Annotated in this window: 17 protein-coding genes; 10 read left to right on the forward strand and 7 right to left on the reverse strand. The window is 56.9% G+C overall.

Annotated elements, in window-relative coordinates; all coding sequences use genetic code 11:
* Positions 1 to 8: 8 nt before the first annotated feature.
* On the reverse strand, positions 9 to 1,019 hold the full coding sequence (locus ACIQT8_RS10785) for an AAA family ATPase (protein WP_400965028.1): 1,011 nt from the start codon (positions 1,017 to 1,019) through the stop codon (positions 9 to 11).
* 148 nt (positions 1,020 to 1,167) lie between these two features.
* Here ACIQT8_RS10785 and ACIQT8_RS10790 point away from each other — a divergent pair, with 148 nt between their 5' ends.
* Genes ACIQT8_RS10790 through ACIQT8_RS10800 form a run of 3 tightly spaced genes read left to right on the forward strand, consistent with a single transcriptional unit; the run spans position 1,168 to position 3,670 of the window.
* A complete protein-coding gene (locus ACIQT8_RS10790) occupies positions 1,168 to 1,791 on the forward strand; it encodes a DUF1285 domain-containing protein (RefSeq protein WP_400965029.1) in 624 nt (207 codons plus the stop codon).
* Positions 1,788 to 2,417, forward strand: a complete 630-nt coding sequence (locus ACIQT8_RS10795; protein WP_262523109.1) for a CoA pyrophosphatase — start codon at positions 1,788 to 1,790, stop codon at positions 2,415 to 2,417. Before ACIQT8_RS10790 ends, ACIQT8_RS10795 begins: the two co-directional genes overlap by 4 nt.
* A complete protein-coding gene (locus ACIQT8_RS10800; protein WP_400965030.1) occupies positions 2,414 to 3,670 on the forward strand; it encodes a CCA tRNA nucleotidyltransferase in 1,257 nt (418 codons plus the stop codon). Before ACIQT8_RS10795 ends, ACIQT8_RS10800 begins: the two co-directional genes overlap by 4 nt.
* Positions 3,671 to 3,764: 94 nt before the next feature.
* Here the strand turns inward: ACIQT8_RS10800 and ACIQT8_RS10805 are convergent, their stop codons facing one another.
* From ACIQT8_RS10805 to hemF, 3 genes are all read right to left on the reverse strand, one after another.
* Complete coding sequence (locus ACIQT8_RS10805; RefSeq protein WP_138791107.1) at positions 3,765 to 3,950, reverse strand: DUF1059 domain-containing protein; 186 nt, start codon at positions 3,948 to 3,950, stop codon at positions 3,765 to 3,767.
* 198 nt (positions 3,951 to 4,148) lie between these two features.
* Positions 4,149 to 4,418, reverse strand: a complete 270-nt coding sequence (locus ACIQT8_RS10810; protein ID WP_138791106.1) for a hypothetical protein — start codon at positions 4,416 to 4,418, stop codon at positions 4,149 to 4,151.
* 122 nt (positions 4,419 to 4,540) lie between these two features.
* Positions 4,541 to 5,452 (reverse strand): oxygen-dependent coproporphyrinogen oxidase, encoded by a 912-nt coding sequence (hemF, locus tag ACIQT8_RS10815; protein ID WP_138791105.1) that lies wholly within the window; start codon positions 5,450 to 5,452, stop codon positions 4,541 to 4,543.
* Between the two features lie 230 nt (positions 5,453 to 5,682).
* Between hemF and ACIQT8_RS10820 the strand changes: the two genes are divergently transcribed.
* Positions 5,683 to 5,955 carry a hypothetical protein gene (locus ACIQT8_RS10820; RefSeq protein WP_138791104.1) on the forward strand — a complete coding sequence of 91 codons (273 nt, stop codon included), beginning with the start codon at positions 5,683 to 5,685 and terminating at the stop codon, positions 5,953 to 5,955.
* Positions 5,956 to 5,957: 2 nt separating this feature from the next.
* Here ACIQT8_RS10820 and ACIQT8_RS10825 read toward each other — a convergent pair whose 3' ends face one another.
* Both ACIQT8_RS10825 and ACIQT8_RS10830 read right to left on the reverse strand, forming a co-directional pair.
* Positions 5,958 to 7,610 carry a Na/Pi cotransporter family protein gene (locus ACIQT8_RS10825; protein ID WP_138791103.1) on the reverse strand — a complete coding sequence of 551 codons (1,653 nt, stop codon included), beginning with the start codon at positions 7,608 to 7,610 and terminating at the stop codon, positions 5,958 to 5,960.
* Between the two features lie 145 nt (positions 7,611 to 7,755).
* Positions 7,756 to 8,217: a tRNA (cytidine(34)-2'-O)-methyltransferase gene (locus ACIQT8_RS10830; RefSeq protein WP_400965031.1), complete on the reverse strand. Its 462-nt coding sequence runs from the start codon at positions 8,215 to 8,217 to the stop codon at positions 7,756 to 7,758.
* Positions 8,218 to 8,601: 384 nt separating this feature from the next.
* Between ACIQT8_RS10830 and ACIQT8_RS10835 the strand changes: the two genes are divergently transcribed.
* Together ACIQT8_RS10835 and ACIQT8_RS10840 are read left to right on the forward strand one after the other, a co-directional pair.
* Positions 8,602 to 10,452 (forward strand): ABC transporter ATP-binding protein, encoded by a 1,851-nt coding sequence (locus ACIQT8_RS10835; RefSeq protein WP_400965032.1) that lies wholly within the window; start codon positions 8,602 to 8,604, stop codon positions 10,450 to 10,452.
* Between the two features lie 124 nt (positions 10,453 to 10,576).
* Entirely contained in the window at positions 10,577 to 12,445 is a 1,869-nt protein-coding gene (locus ACIQT8_RS10840; RefSeq protein WP_400965422.1) for an ABC transporter ATP-binding protein, read from the forward strand.
* A gap of 10 nt (positions 12,446 to 12,455) precedes the next feature.
* On the opposite strand, the gene ACIQT8_RS10845 is transcribed toward ACIQT8_RS10840, so the two are convergent.
* On the reverse strand, positions 12,456 to 13,388 hold the full coding sequence (locus ACIQT8_RS10845) for an endonuclease/exonuclease/phosphatase family protein (RefSeq protein WP_400965033.1): 933 nt from the start codon (positions 13,386 to 13,388) through the stop codon (positions 12,456 to 12,458).
* A 308-nt stretch (positions 13,389 to 13,696) separates the two neighbouring features.
* Here ACIQT8_RS10845 and petA point away from each other — a divergent pair, with 308 nt between their 5' ends.
* The 4 genes from petA to ACIQT8_RS10865 all read left to right on the forward strand — a co-directional run bounded on the left by petA (position 13,697) and on the right by ACIQT8_RS10865 (position 17,026).
* Positions 13,697 to 14,275, forward strand: a complete 579-nt coding sequence (gene petA / locus ACIQT8_RS10850; RefSeq protein WP_138791099.1) for a ubiquinol-cytochrome c reductase iron-sulfur subunit — start codon at positions 13,697 to 13,699, stop codon at positions 14,273 to 14,275.
* A 14-nt stretch (positions 14,276 to 14,289) separates the two neighbouring features.
* Entirely contained in the window at positions 14,290 to 15,612 is a 1,323-nt protein-coding gene (locus ACIQT8_RS10855) for a cytochrome b N-terminal domain-containing protein (protein ID WP_138791098.1), read from the forward strand.
* Positions 15,613 to 15,634: 22 nt separating this feature from the next.
* Positions 15,635 to 16,546, forward strand: a complete 912-nt coding sequence (locus ACIQT8_RS10860; protein WP_400965034.1) for a cytochrome c1 — start codon at positions 15,635 to 15,637, stop codon at positions 16,544 to 16,546.
* Positions 16,547 to 16,633: 87 nt separating this feature from the next.
* A complete protein-coding gene (locus ACIQT8_RS10865; protein WP_400965035.1) occupies positions 16,634 to 17,026 on the forward strand; it encodes a GFA family protein in 393 nt (130 codons plus the stop codon).
* The last annotated feature ends 52 nt before the right edge of the window (positions 17,027 to 17,078 follow it).

Here is a 17,078-nt window from a genome sequence, read left to right on the forward strand (position 1 = left end):
CCGGCGTTTTAGCCCCTTGCCTGCTCTACCAGTGCAGCGATCACATCACGGACCGACATGCCCTCTGCGCGGGCCGCGAATGTCAGTGCCATACGATGCTCCAGCACAGGTTCAGCCAGCGCGTAGATATCATCGAGCGACGGCGCCAGCCTGCCTTCGTAGAGTGCCCGGGCACGGGCCGTCAGCATGAGAGACTGTCCGGCACGCGGACCCGGTCCCCATGCAACGTTCTTGTCGGTCAATTTGTTGCCATGCCCCGGCCGCGCGGACCGAACCAACGACAAAATGGCATCCACAACCTTGTCACTGACAGGCATCTGACGGATGAGTGTCTGAATATCCATCAGCCGTTCCGCATCGATCATGCGGCGGGCTTCTCCGGAAGCCATACCGGTGGTGTCGAGAAGAATCTGGCGCTCTGCGGCAAGATCTGGATAGTCGACATCGACCTGCAGCAGAAAGCGGTCAAGCTGGGCTTCCGGCAGCGGATAGGTACCTTCCTGCTCCAGAGGGTTCTGGGTGGCAAGAACGTGGAAGGGCTTGGGCAGGTCGTAATGCTGGCCGGCAACCGTGATGTGGTATTCCTGCATGGACTGCAGCAGCGCCGATTGCGTGCGCGGGCTGGCACGGTTGATTTCGTCGGCCATCAGAAGCTGGGCAAAGACCGGCCCCTTGATGAAGCGGAAAGAGCGGCGGCCGTTTTCGTCCTGATCCATCACTTCAGAGCCGAGAATATCGGATGGCATAAGGTCAGGCGTGAACTGGATGCGGTTCGCATCAAGGCCAAGAACGGTGCCGAGCGTGGTGACGAGTTTTGTCTTGGCGAGGCCGGGAACGCCGACGAGCAGGGCGTGTCCGCCTGAAAGAATGGCAAGAAGCGTATTCTGGACCACTTTTTCCTGACCGAAGATGACTTTGGACACCTCCGCTCGGATCGCAGCTATATCGGACAACGCCTTTTCGGCGGCAGCGACGATGGCTTTTTCGTCGAGGGTTTCGCCGGTATTCATCACGCCCATGTCGTTCTCCTCAAAACCTTCGCTCCGGCACGGATTTCGCACTGCATATAGCTTATTGCTCTCTTGCCCGCTGACAAGCACCATCAGAATGACTATCTCGTGACTTACACAGCCTAATGTTTCCTTATCGGCAAAGCGAGACTCGAATATGGCACTGGAAACAATTCATTCGGCGGGCGATGCAGCGGGGCTGGCGGCCATGATTTCCCGCGCTGCGGAGCAGACAGGTGACGCCAAGCGTGGGCCGGCGCCGGTCGAGCGCTGGAACCCGCCGTTTTGCGGGAATATCGACATGGAAATCCGTGCCGACGGGACATGGTTTTACATGGGAACGCCGATCGGACGAGCGCCGTTGGTGCGGTTATTTTCGACCGTTTTGCGCAAGGATGAGGACGGTCAGACCTATCTCGTAACACCTGTGGAAAAAGTCGCCATCAAGGTGGCCGACGCACCTTTCATAGCGGTCGAGATGATTGTGACTGAAAAGGAGGGCGAGCCACGCCTGACTTTTCGCACAAATGTAGGCGACGTGGTGGAGATCGGCGAGGACCATCCGCTGCGATTTGAAATCGCTGGCGAAAACAACGAGCTGAAGCCGTATATTCTGGTGCGCGGAAGGCTCGAAGCACTGGTGTCGCGTGCGGTAATGTATGATCTGGTCGCATGCGGCGAGATTGTGGATATGGATGGTCGCGCCATGTTTGCGGTCCGTTCGGGCAAAAGCGTTTTTGCCGTGATGCCGGCAGATGAACTGGAAGCACTTTCGCAATGACTTTGAAGATGTTGGACTTTTCGGCAAACGATTTCCGTCGGCGCGTGCTGCGGGACGGTGAGGGTGTTGCCGAACAGGAACTTGGCGACCATGTGCTTAATCCGGGTGTCGTTCTCTCGGGAAACGGCATCCGGCTGAAGGATGCTGCCGTTCTCGTGCCCGTGGTCGATGAAGGTGATGATGCGCGGGTGATCTTTACCCAGCGGACGGCAACCTTGCGCAAGCACTCCGGCCAGATTTCATTTCCGGGTGGCGGTATCGACGCCGAAGACCGCACGCCGGAAGATGCTGCGTTGCGTGAGGCCGAAGAGGAGATCGGTCTGGCGCGATCTTACGTGGAAACCGTTGGACGTCTGCCAGACTATATTACCGGGACGGGATTTCGCATCAAACCGGTGCTCGCCGTCATACAGCCGGGTTTTCACCTGACGCTTAATCCGGACGAGGTGGACGATGTCTTTGAAGTGCCGATGTCCTTTTTGATGGACCCGGAAAATCATGCGCGCGGAAGCCGGATGTTTCAGGGGAAGGAGCGGTTTTTCTATGAAATGCCCTATGGCGAACGTTATATTTGGGGCATTACCGCGGGCATCGTACGAACAATCTACGAAAGGTTTTATGCATGAGCAGCGTCGCCGGGCGAGACTGGTTTCAGAGACCGGCATTGGAGCGCATCTTTGCGCTTTTGAATGCGGACGGAGGCGAGGTGCGTGTTGTCGGCGGTGCTGTGCGCAACGCCTTGATGGGATTACCGGTTGGCGACGTCGATATGGCGACGACATTGACGCCGGATGTGGTGGTTGCTCGTGCCAAGGCTGCGGGTATCAAGGCGGTTCCGACCGGTATCGAGCATGGTACAGTCACGCTTGTGATCGACGGTGAAGGCTTCGAAATCACCACATTGCGCCGCGATGTCGAAACCAATGGCCGCCATGCGCAGGTTGCGTTTGGCACCGATTGGCAGGCTGATGCAGAACGACGTGATCTGACGATCAACGCCCTTTATGCCGACCACAGCGGAGCGGTGATCGATCTGATCGGCGGTCTTGCTGATATCGAGACGGGAACAGTTCGGTTTATTGGCGATGCGGCGACGCGGATCGCTGAGGACTATCTGCGCATCCTGCGCTTTTTCCGCTTCTTTGCGCATTACGGGTCGGGCCGTCCCGATGCCGATGGGCTCAGAGCCAGCGCGCGCGCCAAGGACAAGCTGCAGACGCTCTCCGCAGAGCGGGTCTGGAGTGAAATCAAGAAGCTGCTGTCGGCGACCGATCCGTCTCGGGCGCTTTTGTGGATGCGCCAGTCCGGTGTGTTGGCGGAAGTGCTGCCGGAAACGGAAAAATGGGGCATCGATGCCATTCATGGCCTTGTGGCTACGGAACAAGCGCTCAACTGGACGCCTATTCCATTGCTGCGGCTTGCCGCCATTGTACCGCCGGATGTTGAAAGGCTGGCTGCGCTCGCCAGTCGTTTGCGGCTCTCAAAAGCCGAAGCCGCATTCCTCAATCATTGGGCCAGTGCGCCTGCAGCCGATCCCGATATGAAGGAGACGGCCCTTGACCGTCTGCTTTACCGTCAAGGTGTCGATGGCGTGAAAGCTCGGCTCAAGCTGGCGCTCGCGTCAGCTCGTGCCGATCTGTCCGCAGGTGAGAGCGCTATGCAGAAGGTCGCGCGTCTCTCGACGCTGCTTGCGCGTGCAGAAAAATTCCAGAAGCCGAATTTTCCATTGAGCGGTGCGGACGTGATGGCAGCGGGCATTGCTGCGGGTCCCAAAGTCGGAGAAGTGCTGAAAAGCCTCGAGGACAAATGGATCGAGGTCAATTTTTCTCTCGACCGGTCGGCGCTTACCGCTCGGCTGAAAGATATGGTCGAGAATTGACGTTAAAAACAAATCGTGCCGCGATCTTCGGATGGCGGCACGACTGGACAGTGTTGACGTGTTTTGGCTGAGGTCGTTTACGACTGCGCCAAAATCAAGCCGCGTTTGCTTCGTTGCGAATGCGCGCCTTGATGTTTTCGATCATGTTTTCGCGGATCACTGTTTCGCCATGAGCCGTTTTCATGTGCTCTACCGTGCGACGAACCACTTCCGCATCGTCTTCTGCGCGCGTGTGCCAGCCACAGCCGGGAACAAGCGTTCCGCATTCAAACAACCGCATGGTCGTACCTCCCTGTAATGACCAGGGACAACGCGTGCACTGCCAGGAGCTTCGTTGTCCCTGTGGAGCATCTCGTTGGAAACGCTCCACTTGCCTGCGTAACCATCCCGTCAGTAAAACCTCTGTTTTCTGTGCGGCATGGTATGACTGAAACGAACTTTTCCCGGTTCGGTTCCGGGTTCCCGCCGAGAGCCGGCTTTATTCAGGCATTGCCCAGCACTGGAACACGGATGATGTGCTGGCGGCCGGAACCTTCGCGAGAGCCGGCTCGTCGTTGGCGACCTGGTTTGTCACGCGCTCTCTGGCGAGGGTGCGTTTCACCTGATCAACATAGAACGAAATCGGCAGCTCACGGTCGCCGCTGGCGCGCATTTCTGCGGCTAGGCGTTCGATCAGTTCCGGAGTTTCAATGGAATTTTGCTCTTCCTTGCGGGAAGAGGACATAGGCATGCTGTTCGAAGTAATCATGACGATAGCTCCTCCAGTACGTCTGCGAGGAGGAGACTAACACTGCCTTTATATTTCCATAAGTCCTAATTTACGGTTTTTTTCGTCGCAGGGCTGACAAGCGTCAAAATTTCGTGAGCTTTTTACGGCCAGCGCACGACAGGCGGGAGAGACGAAAGAATCGATTCCACATTGCCACCGGTCTTGAGGCCGAAAATCGTGCCGCGGTCGTAGAGAAGGTTGAATTCGACGTAGCGCCCACGGCGAATCAACTGCTCATCACGGTCCGTTTCCGTCCACGGTTGGTTGAAGTTGGCGCGAACGATTTTCGGATAAACCAGATTGAAGGCGCGGCCGACGTCCTGCACGAAAGCGAAATTGGCGTTCCAGTCGCCTTTGTCTTCATCCGGGTGCAGCCAGTCGAAAAATATGCCGCCAATGCCGCGCGCTTCATTGCGATGAGGCAAGAAGAAGTACTCGTCGCACCAGGTCTTGTAGCGCGGATAATCGGCGACCGCGTGACGGTTGCAGGTGATCTCGAAGGCGCGGTGGAAAAGTTGGCTGTCCGCGTCGTCCTGGGTGCGTCTACGGTTCAGAACAGGGGTCAGGTCGGCGCCGCCGCCAAACCAATGGCTGGAGGTCACGACCATCCGGGTGTTCATGTGAACGGCTGGAACGTTTGGATTGACGGGATGAGCGATCAAGGAAATGCCGGAGGCCCAGAAGCGTGGATCTTCCTCTGCGCCCGGTATCTGCTTGCGGAACTCGGGAGAAAATTCCCCGTAGACGGTTGAGGTGTGAACGCCGACTTTCTCGAAGACGCGGCCGTTCATCATCGACATGATGCCGCCACCGCCGGCGCCATTGTCGCGCAACCACTGCTTCTGGACGAAACGTCCCGGTTCCTGATCGGATAGCGGGCCGGACAGATCGTCTTCCAGCGTCTCAAAAGATGTGATGATGGTGTCGCGCAGGTGTTGGAACCATGCCTGGGCAGCGGCCTTCTTTTCCTCGATGTCTTCGGGCAAGCCCTTCGGCAAAGATGGCCGTTCCATGTCCACTCTCCTGTCATGGTGGTCGGTTATTCAAACAAGCTGCGTCTACAGCATAGGTGCGGAAATCGGAATCGATTTCTGCAACGCGGATACGCAGATTATGTCGGTGCTTCCTTTGCACACCGAAGAGGGCACTCAATGCTCTTGCCGGACCGGCTAAGCAAACCTCGACTCGTAAAGTCACTTTGCTTGCACTATCTTGATGAGTGAAGGTGCCACAGGTGAATGTCATGACGAAATTTACCGGACCGCCCCTCGATGGGCTGAAGCGCAGGATTGCCAACCACCGCAAGGAGAAGGCAAGCGAAAGTCTCGATACGGCGAAGAACGGGATGTTCGTTCGTCAGACCTTCTGTCTCGGACGCGAAGAGGCCCGTGCCAAGGCGCGAGAATGGTTTGAAGCGTTCCCGAAAGCGGCTTACTGGACAGAAGTCGAAAGCTGGCGGCAGCTGGAAGGTGATCGCATCGAGTTCACCATGAGACGACTGCCTTCCGCCGATTGACATCAGGCGTGCGGCTCGGCGTGACGCAGGCGGCTTTCGATCAGAACACCACTTTCATCCAGAATGGGATGGGCAACCGAAACGATATGGGCGTTGATCCGCTTCAGGTCGCGCAGCATATCGAGATGGAGTGAACTGGTCTGCATGCTCTCCGCCAGACCGTCGCGCAGCCGCTCAAGATGGCGGGCAGAGGACCGCTTTTCGAGATGACGGATATCCACCTTGCTTTCCATCAGGCGGCGCGCAAGATCAAAGTCACCTGTGACCAGAATGCTCTGCGCTGAACGAAGGTTCTCGATTGTCATGTCGAACAGGGTTTTCAATTCTCCATAGCCGTCTTCAGAGAATTTAAAGCCGTTCAGAACTTTCTTGCGGATCTGCTCGCACAGGCCTTTTTCGATGATGTCGCCGATATGTTCGAGATTGATCGCATAGTCGATGATGGCGATCGATCGACGTGCATCATCGGCGTCCAATCCCTTTCGCCCAAGCTTGGAAAGATAGACTTTCACCGCTTGCTGTAGGGTGTCGACCCGTTTTTCCAGAGCTGAAATTTCCTTGAGCGGGTCCAGATCATTGTGTTTGAACGCATTTTCCGCACGGATGAGCATGCGTTCGATGGTATCTCCAACGCCGAGAACTTCACGTGTTGCATTCGCGAGCGCCACGACCGGCGTTTCCAGTGCCTGTTCGTCAAGGAAGCTTGGACCGTCATCGTTTCTCGCGTCATCCGGCACCATTTTGGCCATCAGGTCGGAAATGACGCTGGAAAAGGGCCATGCCAATGCAGCCAGCATGACGTTGAAAATCAGGTGAGCATCAACAGGCAGTTTCGCTGGCGACAGCGGCAACGTCTGCAACAACGTTGCGCCATAGGACGCCAAGGGCAGGGCGACAATGCAGCCGATGGTGCGCACGACAAGATTGCCGATGGTGATGCGCCTTGCCGAGGCCGGGGCGGAGAGGGTGGCAATGACCGGAGGTATGGCGCCGCCGAGATTTGCGCCGAGGATGAGGACGATAATGAGGCCGGTCGATAGGGTTCCCGTCGCTGCAAGCGAAAGAATCAGGACGACAACCGCAAGGCTGGAGGAGGACGCGAACGCCAGGACTGCAGAAAAGATCAGTGCCACAGGCCATGCGCCATCGAGAAGGCTGATAAAGACGGCGAGTGCTGGTGAGGCGCGCATCGGCTCAGTCGCGCCACTTAACAGATGAAGTGACAGAAGCATCAGGCCGATGCCAATGACTGCCGTGCCTCCGCCCTGACGAGCGTTTGAACTGCCTTTTTTGAGGATGATGCCGGTCAGAATCAGCAAAGGCGAAAGCCATTCGACGCCTGCGGAGACAATCCACGCCGTCACGGCTGTTCCAACATTGGCGCCCAGGAGCACAATCTGCGCCATGCGCGGGCGAATAAGGTCGCGCTCGGCGAAGGACGCGACGGTCAATGCGGTTGCCGTAGAGCTTTGCAATGCGACGGTCGCCAGAAATCCCGAAAAAAACGAGCGTGGTCCGTTCTGGGTACCAGTCGACAGCACGCTTCTCAGCTTCATGCCAAAGGCGCGCGTAACGCCATCCTTGACCTGAGCCAGGCCGAAAAGCAGCAGCGCAACTGCGCCGAGAAGGTTGATGATGACAATTGTGGACTGCATTCAACGTCTCCTCGCATCCGCCATTGTTCTGTTGGCGAAGGCGAATTTTATTGTCCGGCTAAGGAGTATAGCGCCGTAAATGTCTGAAAAACAGGTCGGGTTGCGACAGTTTTTCAGGAAAAACGGTCATGCCGGAATCTGTTTGTCAGGCCCAGGCGGTCTGACGCATGGCCTCGCCAGTGATCATTGCCGCAGACATGGCGACGTTGATCGAGCGCTGACCTTCTACCATCGGGATGATAGCACGCTCGTCGGCTTTTTCATGGACATGGTCGGGAACGCCGGCACTTTCTCGTCCGAAGAGCAGAATATCATCGGGTCGATAGGCGATTTTCGCGTAGGGCAAAGCGGCCTTTGTGGACGCGAGGACAAGCCGTCGACCGCTTTCAGCCCGCCATTCTTCGAAACGTTCCCAGGTGACATGGCGGGTGAGGGCTGCCGTAGCAATATAGTCCAGTCCTGCACGCTTGAGATTGCGGTCGGAAATGTCGAAACCTGCCGGTTCGATGATGTCGACGCCGATGCCGAGGCACGCGGCAAGGCGCAGGATGGTTCCGGTATTGCCCGCTATGTCAGGCTGATAAAGAGCGATACGGATCTCTGACATTCTCTGGTCTTTCCATTATTTCCCAAGGCACTAACACACGGCCTGGGTGTAACGGAAGGCATAGGGACGGCTGCAGTATCATGCGTTTGCACTTTTTTCGGGCAATAGGCTGGCGTTTCCCTGTTTTTTGCGGTAGAAAGCTGCCATCTTCAACACCAGCCAAGGGAGGTTTCCATGCATATGAATATTCGCTACCGCCTCCCAGCCATGGCCGTGCCACTGCTGGCTTAGGTGTTTCTTCGCGGTCCACCCGCAATTTCCTTTTCCTGATTCGTCATGTGGCTGTCACGGCCACGTTCCAAGACTGTCCCGCTTCGTCGTTGGCGCTATAATTGCGTTTCACCGACTTCAACGATGAGGCGATTGTTTGCCGGAGCTTGGCCTATGTTTGGCTGGTTTGAAAAACGCCTTGATCCTTTTCCCGCTTCGACGCCCACCGTGCCGCCGAAGACGCTGTTGCCGTTCCTTTGGCATTACGTGAAGCCCGCCTGGCCGTGGCTTCTTCTGCTCGGCCTGATGTCGATGGGCATCGCGGTTGCGGAAGCGATGCTCTACAAGTTCCTCGGCAACATCGTCGACTGGCTTTCTACGGCCAATCGCGAGACGTTCTTTGCCGATGAAGGATGGCATCTGATTGCCATGGCCGGTCTGGTACTGTTCCTGCTGCCGCTCATGGGAGCTATCCACACCATGACGATGCACCAGACGCTTGCCGGTAACTTCGGCATGATCGCACGCTGGAAGATGCATCGTTTCCTGCTTCGCCACTCGATGACGTTTTTCGCCAACGAGTTCGCGGGTCGTGTTTCGACCAAGGTGATGCAGACGGCGCTGGCGATCCGTGAAGTCGCGTTGAAAGTAATCGACGTGTTCGTCTACGCGATCAGCTTCGTTGTTTCGATGCTGTTCATGGTTGCGGCGGCGGACTGGCGGCTTGTCATTCCGCTTCTGGCCTGGCTTGGCATCTATATGTGCATTCTTGCCTATTTTGTGCCGAAGCTTGGGCGCCTGGCGCAGGAACAGGCGGACGCTCGCTCAATGATGACCGGCCGTATCGTCGACAGCTACACGAACATTTCGACGATCAAGCTGTTCTCGCACGCGGGTCGTGAGGAAAGATATGCGCGTGAAGGGATGAACGTGTTCCTTGGAACCGTCCATCGCCAGATGCGCAAGATTTCCGGCTTCAACATCCTGATCGACCTGAACAATGCGGTCGTGCTGTTTTCCACGGCGACACTGGGTCTGTATTTCTGGATGCAGGGTTCGGTAACGGCGGGTTCTGTCGCCATTGCGGTCAGCCTTGCCATGCGTGTCAACGGCATGTCGCAGTGGATCATGTGGGAAGTGACGTCACTGTTCGAAAACATCGGCACCGTTTACGACGGTATGTCGATGATGACGAAGCCGCACGATATCGTCGATGCGCCGCAGGCTCCGCAACTGGCAGCGCCGAAGGGCGCCATCCATTATGACAACGTTCGCTTCCACTACGGCAAGAACAAGGGCGTGATCGATGGGTTGACGCTCGATATCAGGCCTGGCGAGAAGGTTGGTCTGGTCGGTCGCTCCGGTGCCGGCAAGACGACACTGATGAACCTGTTGTTGCGTTTCTACGATCTGGAGGCGGGCAGGATCACCATCGACGGGCAGGATATCTCCACAGTGTCGCAGGACAGCCTGCGTTCACTGATCGGTGTGGTCACGCAGGATACGTCGCTGCTGCATCGCTCCATCCGAGACAACATCGCCTATGGTCATCCAGAGGCGACGGATGAGGAGATCATTGCAGCGGCGAAACGTGCCAATGCCTGGGACTTCATCGAGAGTCTGGTGGACATGCAGGGTCGCCATGGCCTCGACGCGCAGGTGGGTGAGCGTGGCGTGAAGCTTTCGGGCGGACAGCGCCAGCGTATTGCGATTGCCCGGGTGTTCTTGAAGAACGCACCAATCCTTGTTCTCGATGAGGCGACCTCGGCATTGGACAGTGAAGTCGAAGCGGCAATTCAGGAAAACCTATTTGCCCTGATGGAAGGCAAGACGGTGATTGCGATTGCCCACCGGCTGTCGACATTGACTGAAATGGACCGGCTCATCATCCTAGATAAAGGCCGGATCGTCGAGGCTGGAAGTCATGCCGAGCTGGTGGCAATGGGCGGTATCTATGCCGATCTATGGCGGCGCCAGTCCGGTGGCTTCATTGCCGATCACGAGGCCGATGTGGCGGCTGAATAAGAAAAATCAAAGGGCGGGAAGCATTTCCCGCCCTTTTTCATATCTGCAAATATTACCGAAATATAATCCGCCGGGGTCGCCTGTGCGGCTGTTCCCTCAAGCAGAATCCGCCTATATCCGAAACATGGTCATGACGCGCATCTTCGAGTTCTTCGAGAACTGGATAAAGCCTTTCGCCCGTAAGGACGATCTGAGGCCGCCGGAAAGCACATTCTCCTTCATCTGGTTCTATGTCTCGCAGGCGAAGGCGCCCTTCTTTGCCATGCTGGTTCTTGGCGGCATGACTGCGGCCATTGAAGCGGCGCTGTTCTGGTTCGTTGGACGGCTTGTCGATATTCTGGCGACGGTGAAACCGGGCGAGGGATGGTCAGGATTGCTGGCCACGCATGGAACAGAGTTGTTCGGCATGCTTGTCCTGATTGCTGTCGTACGTTTTATCGTGACGATGATCACGGCTCTGGTTGATCAGCAGATCATTACGCCGGGTTTCTACAACCTGGTGCGTTGGCAATCCTATATGCATGTCGCGCGACAATCGCTGAGCTTCTTCCAGAACGACTTTTCCGGACGGATCGTCACAAAGGTCTGGTCTGGAGGCCAGGCGGCAGGTGACCTCGTCACGTCGCTGATGGAAAGCGTCTGGTTTGTCGGCATCTACTCCGTCTCGATGCTCTTTCTGATTGGCGGACTGGACTGGCGGCTGGCGGTGGTCGTGCTCGTCTGGGTGGTGATCTTTTCGATGCTGGCACGCTATTTCGTGCCGCGTATCCGCTACCACTCAAAGGAGACCGCGGAAGCCGCGTCCATGCTGTCTGGCCGCATGGTCGATGCTTACAGCAATATTCAGACGCTCAGGCTGTTCGGACGTGATGATGCCAATGACCGTTACATGCGGCAGGGTTTCGATATCTTCCAGACCACCACCATGACCTTCACGCGTTTCATCACTGGCGTGCGGGCTTCGATGGCGCTGCTGTCAGGAGTGATGATCACGTCCATGGCCGCGCTCTGCATGCATCTCTGGCTGACCGGCAAGATCAGTTCCGGTGCCGTCGCCTTCACGCTGGCACTGGTGTTGAGACTGAACTTCCTGCTCGGGCGATTGATGACCCAGTTCAACGGCATCATGCGCAATTTCGGTACGGTGCAGAACGCTGCAGAGCTGATCTCGCAGCCGATCGATCTTGTCGATGTGCCTGACGCCACTGTTCTTGCCGTTCGCAAGCCTGCGATCCGTTTTGATAATGTCAGTTTTCATTACGGCCGCAGCGGCGGCGTCATCGACAATCTCAATCTCGACATTGCTGCGGGCGAGAAGGTCGGTATCGTTGGCCGTTCAGGCGCCGGAAAATCCACGCTGGTCAATTTGCTCTTGCGTTTCTACGACGTGGAGAGCGGCCGTATTATGATTGACGGCCAGGACATTTCAAAGGTCACGCAGGAATCGCTGCGCGCCCATATTGGCATGGTGACGCAAGACACCTCGCTGCTGCACCGTTCGATCCGCGACAACATCATGTTCGGTCGGCAGGATGCGACGGAGGCACAGTTGCTGGAAGCCGTGCGGCGAGCCAAGGCGGATGATTTTATTGCAAGGCTGGAAGATCAACGCGGTCGCAAGGGTCTGGATGCCCATGTCGGCGAGCGCGGTGTGAAATTGTCTGGCGGCCAGCGCCAGCGCATCGCCATCGCACGGGTCATGCTGAAAGACGCTCCCATTCTTGTGCTCGACGAAGCCACCTCCGCACTTGATTCCGAGGTGGAAGCTGCGATCCAGAGCAATCTGGACGAACTGATGCAGGGGAAAACGGTGCTGGCAATTGCGCATCGTCTGTCCACTATTGCTGCCCTTGACCGGTTGATCGTGATGGATCGCGGTCGCATCGTTGAGCAGGGAACACATTCCGAACTCGTCGCGTCCGGTGGACTTTATTCCGAGCTTTGGGCACGGCAGTCCGGCGGTTTCCTGGCCGCAGATGAGGCCGCGCAATAAACTGCTGTTGTTATTGTCCGATCATGAAATCGGCAACAAGACCGTAGTGGTTGGAGCCGAGATTGTCTGCCAGTCGGGTGGTTTTCATCAGCGTTGCCGGTTCGCGGGCGAAAATGTGATCGATGGCAATGCCGAAGCGACCGGCCTCGATCGGCCATGTTGCCGGTTCCCAAAACGCTTTTTTCAGATCGTTTGAGGCCAGAAAAGCGCGCATATCCGGTGCAATGCTTGACGAATTGAAGTCACCCGCCAGAATGAGCGGTCCTGTGACCTTGAAGATTAGTTCGCTCACTTCATCCAGTTCGTCACGGTGATAGTCGTCGAAATAGGGTTTGGTGATATGGCCTGCGGCAAGCGTCAGTTCGGTCCCTTCGAAATCGATCTGGGCGATCGCAAAACGGTCGCGGCGCAGATCGCTCAGGCTGTGGAAGTGCCCTTCATTCAGTGGCCGCTTCGACAGGATCAACAGGTCGCAGGTCGGCGTGCCCTGGTAACATCCCAGCCTGTAGGGGTAGGTCAGGGACAGTCTCGGCAGGGCAGATTCCAACGCGCCAGCCTCGAAGAGGTAGACCGCATCCGCGTTTGACGCGAGAATGGTGTCGGCGATGGCATCTGCATTGGCGGCGTTTTCCATCAACACGTTGAATGACAGCAAGCGAAAGGGCTTTGAGTTTGCCGGAGGGGAGGCGGGCGTGGAGAATTCCAGCATCATGGCAAGTGCGTGGCCGCCAAGCACCAGCGACCAGACCACGAGAATGACGGATATGGCGTTACGCGCCGCCCAAAAAACCAGCAAAGACAGCAGGATGCAGACAACAGCGATGTGAAGCTGGAAGCTGTTGACGAAGGCGAGTAGCCAAAAATCGGTGATATAACGCAGGCTTATTATAAAAAGCGCGCCCAATATCGCCGAGGAAGCCATGCAAGCGAGCTTCGCCTTCATACGAATTCCTGCTTTCCAAGCTCTCCCGCCCCGTCTCCTAACATGCCGTAGAACCGCGCACAATGTTGCATGGCTGTCGAACGCAGCGGAAATCGCGAAGCAAATGAGGCCCTAGGGACAGAATTACGGCAGCTTTGTGTGCTTTGCTCTTGCCAAGTCCGTCAATATTTTGCGATCAAACACAATGACGCGGATTCTATCTGCCGCGCACATGACCCGAGACGAGGGATGGAGTTTGTCTTGGATCAAATCATAGCGGGAGGACTCATGCGATCTACGGCAAAAACAGCGCAGAGGATGGTGTAGCGGTGAGCGAGCACGTAACCAATCATGACGCATCGGGTGAACCGACCCGTCGCGATTTTCTATATCTTGTAACCGGAATGGCGGGGGCTGTTGGTGCCGCTGCCGTCGCATGGCCATTTATCGACCAGATGCGTCCTGACGCATCGACGCTGGCGCTCGCCTCTATCGAGGTGGATGTGGCAGCCGTCGAGCCGGGCATGTCTTTGACGGTGAAGTGGCGTGGTAAGCCCGTCTTCATCCGCAACCGCACGGAAAAGGAAATCGAAGAAGCCAAGGCCGTGGCTCTTGCCGATCTCAAGGACCCTGTGGCCCGTAATGCCAATATCGCCGCTGACGCGCAGGCAACCGACATCGACCGTTCCGCCGGAGAGGGCAAGGAAAACTGGATCGTTATGATCGGCTCCTGCACGCATCTTGGGTGCATTCCGCTCGGCCAGGCCGGCGATTTCGGCGGATGGTTCTGTCCCTGCCATGGCTCGCACTACGATACGGCGGGCCGAATACGCAAAGGCCCGGCGCCGCAGAACCTTGCGATTCCGACATTTGCATTCACATCCGATACCGTACTCAAGATCGGATAAGGGGACAGATATTCATGAGTGGTCATTCCAGTTATCAGCCGTCCACCGGCATCGAGAGGTGGATCGATTCGCGGCTTCCTTTGCCGCGCATGATCTATGACAGCTTCGTTGCCTATCCGGTCCCGCGTAACCTGAACTACGCCTACACGTTCGGTGCTATGCTGTCCGTCATGCTGCTGGTGCAGATCCTGACGGGTGTCGTGCTTGCCATGCACTATGCTGCGGAAACGACGGTTGCCTTCAATTCCGTTGAAAAGATCATGCGCGACGTCAACCACGGTTGGCTGTTGCGTTACATGCATGCAAACGGCGCATCCTTCTTCTTCATCGCCGTTTATCTTCACATCGCCCGTGGTCTCTACTACGGCTCCTACAAGGCGCCGCGCGAGATTCTCTGGATTCTCGGCTGTGTCATCTTTTTGCTGATGATGGCAACGGGCTTTATGGGCTATGTTCTGCCATGGGGTCAGATGTCCTTCTGGGGCGCCACCGTTATCACCGGCTTCTTCACGGCTTTCCCGGCCGTGGGCGAGTGGATTCAGCAGTTCCTGCTTGGTGGTTTTGCCGTGGATCAGCCGACGCTGAACCGCTTCTTTGCGCTGCACTACCTGCTGCCCTTCATGATCGCGGGCGTCGTGATCCTGCACATCTGGGCTTTGCACGTGACCGGTCAGACAAACCCGACCGGTGTTGAAGTGAAAAGCAAGACCGATACGGTTCCGTTCACGCCTTATGCGACGTTGAAGGACGCGCTTGGCGTCTCTGTGTTCCTGATCGGTTATGCTTGGTTCGTGTTCTACATGCCAAACTTCCTCGGTCACCCTGACAACTACATCATGGCAGATCCGTTGAAGACACCGGCACATATCGTGCCTGAATGGTACTTCCTGCCGTTCTACGCCATGCTGCGCGCTATCACCTTCAACATCTGGATCATCGATTCCAAATTGGGTGGCGTTCTCGTGATGTTCGGTGCGATCGTCGTGCTGTTCTTCCTGCCTTGGCTCGATACGTCGCGTGTTCGTTCTGCCGTCTATCGGCCGTGGTACAAGATGTTCTTCTGGCTGTTCGTGGTCAACGCGATCTTACTTGGCTGGCTGGGCTCGCGCCCTGCTGAAGGCAGCGGTCTGATCGGTTTGATTTTCGGTGGCGACCTGAAGGGCAACTATGTCGGCTATTCGCAGCTCGGCACGCTTTATTACTTCGGTTTCTTCCTCGTCATCATGCCGATCCTCGGCCTTGTCGAAACGCCCCGGCGTATTCCGAACTCGATTACCGAAGCCGTTCTCGAAAAGAGCGGCAAGAAGTCGGCCGCTTCTGCGGCTGCCGAAGCGTGATCGCGAAGGAAGGATGACGACAATGAAAAAGCTTCTCACGAGCATCGCGCTAATCGCCGCCCTTACCGGTTCAGTCTCTGTCGCCTCTGCGGCGGAAGAAAGCCACGATCTCGCCGCCCAGACCACGCATGCGATCGCCGGAAATCATTTCCCGGTTATAAAGCCTGAAGAGCAGAGCTGGTCCTTTGCCGGGCCATTCGGAAAATATGACAAGGGCCAGCTTCAGCGTGGCCTGAAGGTCTACAAGGAAGTCTGTTCCGCCTGTCATTCGATGAGCCTCGTTTCCTTCCGTACGCTGGAGGATCTGGGCTACTCGGAAGATCAGGTGAAGGCTTTCGCTGGTGAATACGAGGTTCAGGACGGCCCGAATGCCGACGGCGAGATGTTTAACCGCAAGGCCGTGCCTTCGGATCATTTCCCATCGCCGTTCCCGAACCATGAGGCGGCGGCTGCAGCCAATGGTGGAGCCGCTCCGCCTGATATGTCGCTGCTGGCCAAGGCACGCGGCGTCGAACGTGGTTTTCCGCAGTTCCTCATCGACATGATCCCGATCGTCGGTGGTTATCAGGAAGGCGGCCCCGATTACATCCATGCGCTGCTGACCGGTTATCAGGATGCACCGGCAGGAGTAAAAAACCCGGACGGTTCGGATTACACGCTGTCGGAAGGCACGCATTTCAACCCGTATTTCGTTGGTGCGACCGCGCTGAAAATGGCACCGCCGATCAGCGCCGATCAGGTGACATATGACGATGGCACGCCACAGACGGTCGACCAGTATTCCAAGGATGTTTCCGCATTCCTGATGTGGGCCGCTGAGCCGCATCTGGAAGATCGCAAGCGCACCGGCTTCATGGTCATGGTGTTCCTGTTCATCTTTACCGCTCTGGTCTACCTCACCAAGAGATCGGTCTACGCGAACAAGGAACATTGATCCGAACAGACGGAATCATTGAAGAGGATTTGGCCCCCATGGCCGCATGGGGGCTTTTTCATGCGCGGTGTAGCAGGAGAACGTTCAATGAGTATAACACGTTGTGGCGGCTGCCTTTGCGGTGCCATCCGGTTTGAGGCGAGTGGCGAGGCGGCCAACCCGCACAGTTGTTCCTGCGATATATGCCAGCGTCATTCGGGTGCTGCGAGCCTTGTGTGGGTGGAGTATGCCAAGGATGCTGTGCGGTGGACCGGCGCTGGAGGCATGCCAGCCACCTATCGTTCTTCCGACTATTCCAGCCGCGCATTCTGCACTGCCTGCGGCAGCACGCTGGGCGCCATCGATGACGCGCCGACCGTTGCCCTCGTCTTCGGTTGTTTCGACGACAAGGCTGACGAGGGGCTGAGACCACAGTCTCATTCCTTCGAAGATGTTTGTCCGTCATGGGGGCGGATGGCTGGCATGGAGCAGGTCGCGTAAGCCTTTGTCCTTTTTAGTTGGTACGTCGCCGCCGAATTGATAGGGTAGCGCG

Source organism: Agrobacterium sp. NPDC090273, assembly GCF_044772305.1.
GTDB lineage: Bacteria > Pseudomonadota > Alphaproteobacteria > Rhizobiales > Rhizobiaceae > Agrobacterium.

What these genes read in the sequence shown, in the direction of transcription:
- ACIQT8_RS10845 (WP_400965033.1), bottom strand. Translation starts at nt 13,388, where the DNA reads ATGAAGGCGAAGCTCGCTTGCATGGCTTCCTCGGCGATATTGGGCGCG.
- ACIQT8_RS10795 (WP_262523109.1), top strand. Translation starts at nt 1,788, where the DNA reads ATGACTTTGAAGATGTTGGACTTTTCGGCAAACGATTTCCGTCGGCGC.
- ACIQT8_RS10830 (WP_400965031.1), bottom strand. Translation starts at nt 8,217, where the DNA reads ATGTCAGAGATCCGTATCGCTCTTTATCAGCCTGACATAGCGGGCAAT.
- ACIQT8_RS10835 (WP_400965032.1), top strand. Translation starts at nt 8,602, where the DNA reads ATGTTTGGCTGGTTTGAAAAACGCCTTGATCCTTTTCCCGCTTCGACG.
- ACIQT8_RS10865 (WP_400965035.1), top strand. Translation starts at nt 16,634, where the DNA reads ATGAGTATAACACGTTGTGGCGGCTGCCTTTGCGGTGCCATCCGGTTT.
- ACIQT8_RS10820 (WP_138791104.1), top strand. Translation starts at nt 5,683, where the DNA reads ATGACGAAATTTACCGGACCGCCCCTCGATGGGCTGAAGCGCAGGATT.
- ACIQT8_RS10785 (WP_400965028.1), bottom strand. Translation starts at nt 1,019, where the DNA reads ATGGGCGTGATGAATACCGGCGAAACCCTCGACGAAAAAGCCATCGTC.
- ACIQT8_RS10825 (WP_138791103.1), bottom strand. Translation starts at nt 7,610, where the DNA reads ATGCAGTCCACAATTGTCATCATCAACCTTCTCGGCGCAGTTGCGCTG.
- ACIQT8_RS10860 (WP_400965034.1), top strand. Translation starts at nt 15,635, where the DNA reads ATGAAAAAGCTTCTCACGAGCATCGCGCTAATCGCCGCCCTTACCGGT.
- ACIQT8_RS10805 (WP_138791107.1), bottom strand. Translation starts at nt 3,950, where the DNA reads ATGCGGTTGTTTGAATGCGGAACGCTTGTTCCCGGCTGTGGCTGGCAC.
- ACIQT8_RS10810 (WP_138791106.1), bottom strand. Translation starts at nt 4,418, where the DNA reads ATGATTACTTCGAACAGCATGCCTATGTCCTCTTCCCGCAAGGAAGAG.
- ACIQT8_RS10840 (WP_400965422.1), top strand. Translation starts at nt 10,577, where the DNA reads ATGGTCATGACGCGCATCTTCGAGTTCTTCGAGAACTGGATAAAGCCT.
- ACIQT8_RS10800 (WP_400965030.1), top strand. Translation starts at nt 2,414, where the DNA reads ATGAGCAGCGTCGCCGGGCGAGACTGGTTTCAGAGACCGGCATTGGAG.
- ACIQT8_RS10855 (WP_138791098.1), top strand. Translation starts at nt 14,290, where the DNA reads ATGAGTGGTCATTCCAGTTATCAGCCGTCCACCGGCATCGAGAGGTGG.
- ACIQT8_RS10790 (WP_400965029.1), top strand. Translation starts at nt 1,168, where the DNA reads ATGGCACTGGAAACAATTCATTCGGCGGGCGATGCAGCGGGGCTGGCG.
- hemF (WP_138791105.1), bottom strand. Translation starts at nt 5,452, where the DNA reads ATGGAACGGCCATCTTTGCCGAAGGGCTTGCCCGAAGACATCGAGGAA.